We start from the raw sequence: 4,347 nt of genomic DNA on the forward strand, positions 1-4,347 counted from the left end.
CTGCTGGCCGGCACGGCGGGCAAGCCGGTCGAACTGACGGTGGCCCCGGCGGCCGGAGGCGACCCGCGGCACACCGTGGTGGTGCCCACCGACGACGAGGAGGCGCTGCGGTACCACGCCTGGGTCGCCGACCGCCGGGCCCACGTGCACGAGCTGAGCGGCGGCCGCCTCGGCTACCTGCACGTGCCCGACATGATGGGCGCCGGCTGGGCGCAGATCCACCGCGACCTGGTAGTCGAGGTGGCCCGGGAGGGCCTGATCGTCGACGTCCGGGAGAACCGGGGCGGCCACACCTCGCAGCTGGTCGTGGAGAAGCTGGCGCGGCGGATCGTCGGCTGGGACGTGCCGCGCGGCAAGCGCCCCATGAGCTACCCGCTGGACGCGCCGCGGGGCCCGGTGGTCGCGGTGGCCAACGAGTTCTCCGGTTCCGACGGCGACATCGTCAACGCCGCGGTCAAGGCCCTGGGCATCGGCCCGGTGGTCGGCACCCGCACCTGGGGCGGCGTCGTCGGCATCGACAGCCGGTACCGGCTGGTCGACGGCACCCTGGTGACCCAGCCGAAGTACGCCTTCTGGTTCGAGGAGCTCGGCTGGGGCGTCGAGAACCACGGCGTCGACCCCGACGTCGAGGTGCCGCAGACGCCGCAGGACCACGTCGCCGGCCGCGACCCGCAGCTGGACGAGGCGGTCCGGATCGCCCTGGAGGCTCTGTCCCGCACACCCGCGAAGACGCCGCCGTCGCTGTGAGACGGCGGCCCGCGGACGTGGCCCCGCACCGTGCGGGGCCACGTCCGCGGGCAGGGCCCGGCCGTCGGCGCGGGGCGTTACGATGACGGTGCGTGAACGATCACGAACGAGGAGGGCCCATGGCAGGGGAGCCGCAGGACGACTGCCTGTTCTGCAAGATCGTCGCGGGAGAGATCCCGGCCACCGTCGTCCGTGAGACGGACACCACGGTGGCGTTCCGGGACATAAACCCGCAGGCCCCCACCCACGTCCTGGTGATCCCCAAGGAGCACCACGCGGACGCCGCCGCCCTCGCCGCCGAGGCGCCCGAGATCGCCGCCGACGTGCTGCGCGAGACCCGGGCCGTCGCCGAGGACGAGAAGCTGGACAGCTACCGCACGATCTTCAACACCGGCTCCAGTGCGGGTCAGACGGTCTTCCACGCGCACGCCCACGTCCTCGGCGGGCGCGGCCTGCAGTGGCCCCCCGGCTGACGCGGCCGGTGCGGTAGGGGAGGGCGAGCGTGTCCGTGCGTGAACTGGTGGTGCTCGGCACCGCCAGCCAGGTTCCGACCCGGCACCGCAACCACAACGGCTACCTGCTGCGGTGGGACGGCGAGGGCATCCTGTTCGACCCCGGCGAGGGGACGCAGCGGCAGATGCTGCGCGCCGGCGTCGCCGCGCACGACCTGAACCGGCTCTGCGTCACCCACTTCCACGGCGACCACTCCCTGGGCCTGGCCGGCGTCATCCAGCGGATCAACCTGGACCGCGTCCCGCACCCGGTCACCGCACACTACCCCCGCTCCGGGCAGCGCTTCTTCGACCGACTGCGGTACGCCACCGCCTACCGCGAGACGGTGAAGCTGGCCGAGGAGCCGGTCGACTCCGACGGGCCGATCGCCGAGACCCCCGGCTACACGCTGGAGGCCCACCGGCTCGACCACCCCGTCGAGTCCTACGGCTACCGGCTCGTCGAGCGCGACGCCCGCCGGATGCTCCCCGAGCGGCTGGCCGCGCACGGCATCCAGGGCCCCGACGTCGGCCGCCTCCAGCGCGACGGCGAGCTGAACGGCGTCACGCTGGACGAGGTCAGCGAGGTGCGGCGCGGGCAGCGGTTCGCGTTCGTCATGGACACCCGGCTCTGCGACGGCGTCCACCGCCTCGCCGAGGGCTGCGACCTGCTGACCATCGAGTCCACCTTCCTCGACGAGGACGTCGCCCTGGCCGAGGACCACGGCCACCTCACCGCGGGCCAGGCGGCCCGCGTGGCCCGCGACGCGGGCGTGCGCCACCTGGTGCTCACCCACTTCAGCCAGCGCTACGCGGACCCCGAGGAGTTCGCCCGGCAGGCCCGCGCGGCCGGCTTCGAGGGCGAGCTCACCGTCGCCCGCGACCTGGAGCGGATCCCCGTGCCGCGGCGGGTCTGACCGGCCCGGAGGCGCGCCGGACCCGTCGCCGGACCGCGCCCGGCTCATTTCGGGCAGGACGGGGCGTATGCGTATCATCTTCTGATGCCCCTCCCGAAAGCCGAACTGCACCTCCACATAGAAGGCACCCTGGAGCCGGAGCTCGCCTTCGAGCTCGCCGAGCGCAACGGCGTGACGCTGCCGTACGCGTCCGTCGACGAGCTGCGCGCCGCCCAGGCCTTCGAGGACCTGCAGTCCTTCCTCGACCTGTACTACGCCTGCATGGCGGTGCTGCGCACCGAGCGTGACTTCGAGGACCTCGCGAACGCCTACCTGCGCCGGGCCGCCGCCCAGGGCGTGCGGCATGCCGAGATCTTCTTCGACCCGCAGGCCCACCTCGCCCGCGGCGTCGACATGGGCACTGTGGTCGAGGGCCTGGGGCGGGCGCTGGCCGCGAGCGAGGCGAGGCACGGCGTCTCCACCCGGCTGATCATGTGCTTCCTGCGCGACGAGTCCGCCGAGTCCGCCCTGGAGACGCTGGACCTCGCCCGGCCGTACCTGGACCGGATCACCGGGATCGGCCTGGACTCCGCGGAGGTGAACCACCCGCCGGTGAAGTTCCAGGAGGTCTACGCGGCCGCCGCCGCCCTCGGCCTGCGCCGCGTCGCCCACGCCGGCGAGGAGGGCCCCGCCTCCTACATCACCGAGGCCCTGGACCTGCTGGGCGTCGAGCGCGTCGACCACGGTCTGCGCTGCATGGAGGACCCGGCCCTGGTGGAACGGCTGGTCCGGGAGCGGATCCCGCTGACCCTGTGCCCGCTGTCCAACGTGCGGCTGCGCGCCGTCGACGTTCTGGAGGACCATCCGCTCCCCGCGATGATGGACGCCGGGCTGCTGTGCACGGTCAACTCCGACGACCCCGCCTACTTCGGCGGCTACGCCGGCGACAACTTCGACGCCGTCCGCGACCGGCTCGGCCTGGACGAGGACCGGCTGCGCGAGCTCGCCCGCAACTCCTTCCTCGCCTCCTTCCTGGAGGACGACGAGGAGCGCCGCGCCCGCTACCTCGCCGAGGTCGAGGCCTACGCGTTCCCCCGCCGCTGAGCCGCACGGCACGAAGGACGCACGACGGCCCCGGTACCGCTCAGCGGTACCGGGGCCGTCGTGCGTCCGCGGGGGCTGTCAGAAGCCCAGCTTGCGCAGCTGCTTGGGGTCGCGCTGCCAGTCCTTGGCGACCTTCACGTGCAGGTCGAGGAAGACCGGGGTGCCCAGCAGCGCCTCGATCTGCTTGCGGGACTTGATCCCGACGTCCTTCAGGCGCTGGCCCTTGGGGCCGATGACGATGCCCTTCTGGCTGGAGCGCTCGATGTACAGGTTGGCGTGGATGTCCAGCAGCGGCTTGTCGGCCGGCCGGTCCTCACGCGGCAGCATCTCCTCGACGACCACGGCGATGGAGTGCGGCAGCTCGTCCCGCACGCCCTCCAGGGCGGCCTCGCGGATCAGCTCCGCGATCATCACCTGCTCCGGCTCGTCGGTGAGGTCGCCCTCCGGGTAGAGCGCCGGGCCCTCGGGCATCAGCGGGATCAGCAGGTCGGCGAGAAGGTCGACCTGCTTGCCGGCCGTCGCCGAGACGGGGACGATCTCCGCCCAGGTGATGCCCAGCTCCTTGCCGAGCTGGTCCACCGCGATCAGCTGCTCGGCGAGCTGCTTGGAGTCCACCAGGTCCGTCTTGGTGACGATGGCCACCTTCGGGGCCTTCTTGATCGCCGCGAGCTCCTTGGCGATGAACCGGTCGCCGGGGCCGATCTTCTGGTCGGCGGGCAGGCAGAAGCCGATCACGTCGACCTCGGCCCAGGTGGTGCGGACCACGTCGTTGAGCCGCTCGCCGAGCAGGGTGCGCGGCTTGTGGAGGCCGGGGGTGTCCACCAGGATCAGCTGGGCGTCCGGGCGGTGCACGATGCCCCGCACGGTGTGCCGGGTGGTCTGGGGGCGGTTGGAGGTGATCGCCACCTTCTGGCCCACCAGAGCGTTCGTGAGAGTGGACTTGCCCGCGTTGGGGCGGCCCACGAAGCAGGCGAAGCCGGCCCGGTGGAGGTGGTCCTCGGACGGCTGCGGTGACTGTGTACGAACGCTCATGCCGCCCATTCTCCCCGATCGCGGGGCGCCCTCGTACCGGCGGGCGCTCCCGGGGTCCCCCGGGGCGGGTGACCCGC

The 4,347-nt window shown here is 72.8% G+C and carries 5 protein-coding genes; 4 read left to right on the forward strand and 1 reads right to left on the reverse strand.

Going from position 1 to position 4,347, the window contains the following annotated elements; translation table 11 throughout:
- The 4 genes from ACOV8S_RS20720 to ACOV8S_RS20735 form a co-directional block, all read left to right on the forward strand.
- The coding region (locus ACOV8S_RS20720; protein WP_448319285.1) for a S41 family peptidase at positions 1-747 on the forward strand (747 nt) is incomplete at its 5' end.
- A gap of 119 nt (positions 748-866) precedes the next feature.
- On the forward strand, positions 867-1,220 hold the full coding sequence (locus ACOV8S_RS20725; protein WP_448319286.1) for a histidine triad nucleotide-binding protein: 354 nt from the start codon (positions 867-869) through the stop codon (positions 1,218-1,220).
- Between the two features lie 29 nt (positions 1,221-1,249).
- Positions 1,250-2,155 (forward strand): ribonuclease Z, encoded by a 906-nt coding sequence (locus tag ACOV8S_RS20730; protein ID WP_448319287.1) that lies wholly within the window; start codon positions 1,250-1,252, stop codon positions 2,153-2,155.
- An 84-nt stretch (positions 2,156-2,239) separates the two neighbouring features.
- Positions 2,240-3,238, forward strand: a complete 999-nt coding sequence (locus ACOV8S_RS20735; protein ID WP_448319289.1) for an adenosine deaminase — start codon at positions 2,240-2,242, stop codon at positions 3,236-3,238.
- A gap of 78 nt (positions 3,239-3,316) precedes the next feature.
- On the opposite strand, the gene era is transcribed toward ACOV8S_RS20735, so the two are convergent.
- On the reverse strand, positions 3,317-4,270 hold the full coding sequence (era, locus tag ACOV8S_RS20740; protein WP_448319290.1) for a GTPase Era: 954 nt from the start codon (positions 4,268-4,270) through the stop codon (positions 3,317-3,319).
- Positions 4,271-4,347 lie beyond the last annotated feature (77 nt).

The organism is Streptomyces sp. CO7, assembly GCF_053474865.1.

What these genes read in the sequence shown, in the direction of transcription:
- ACOV8S_RS20735 (WP_448319289.1), top strand. Translation starts at nt 2,240, where the DNA reads ATGCCCCTCCCGAAAGCCGAACTGCACCTCCACATAGAAGGCACCCTG.
- ACOV8S_RS20725 (WP_448319286.1), top strand. Translation starts at nt 867, where the DNA reads ATGGCAGGGGAGCCGCAGGACGACTGCCTGTTCTGCAAGATCGTCGCG.
- era (WP_448319290.1), bottom strand. Translation starts at nt 4,270, where the DNA reads ATGAGCGTTCGTACACAGTCACCGCAGCCGTCCGAGGACCACCTCCAC.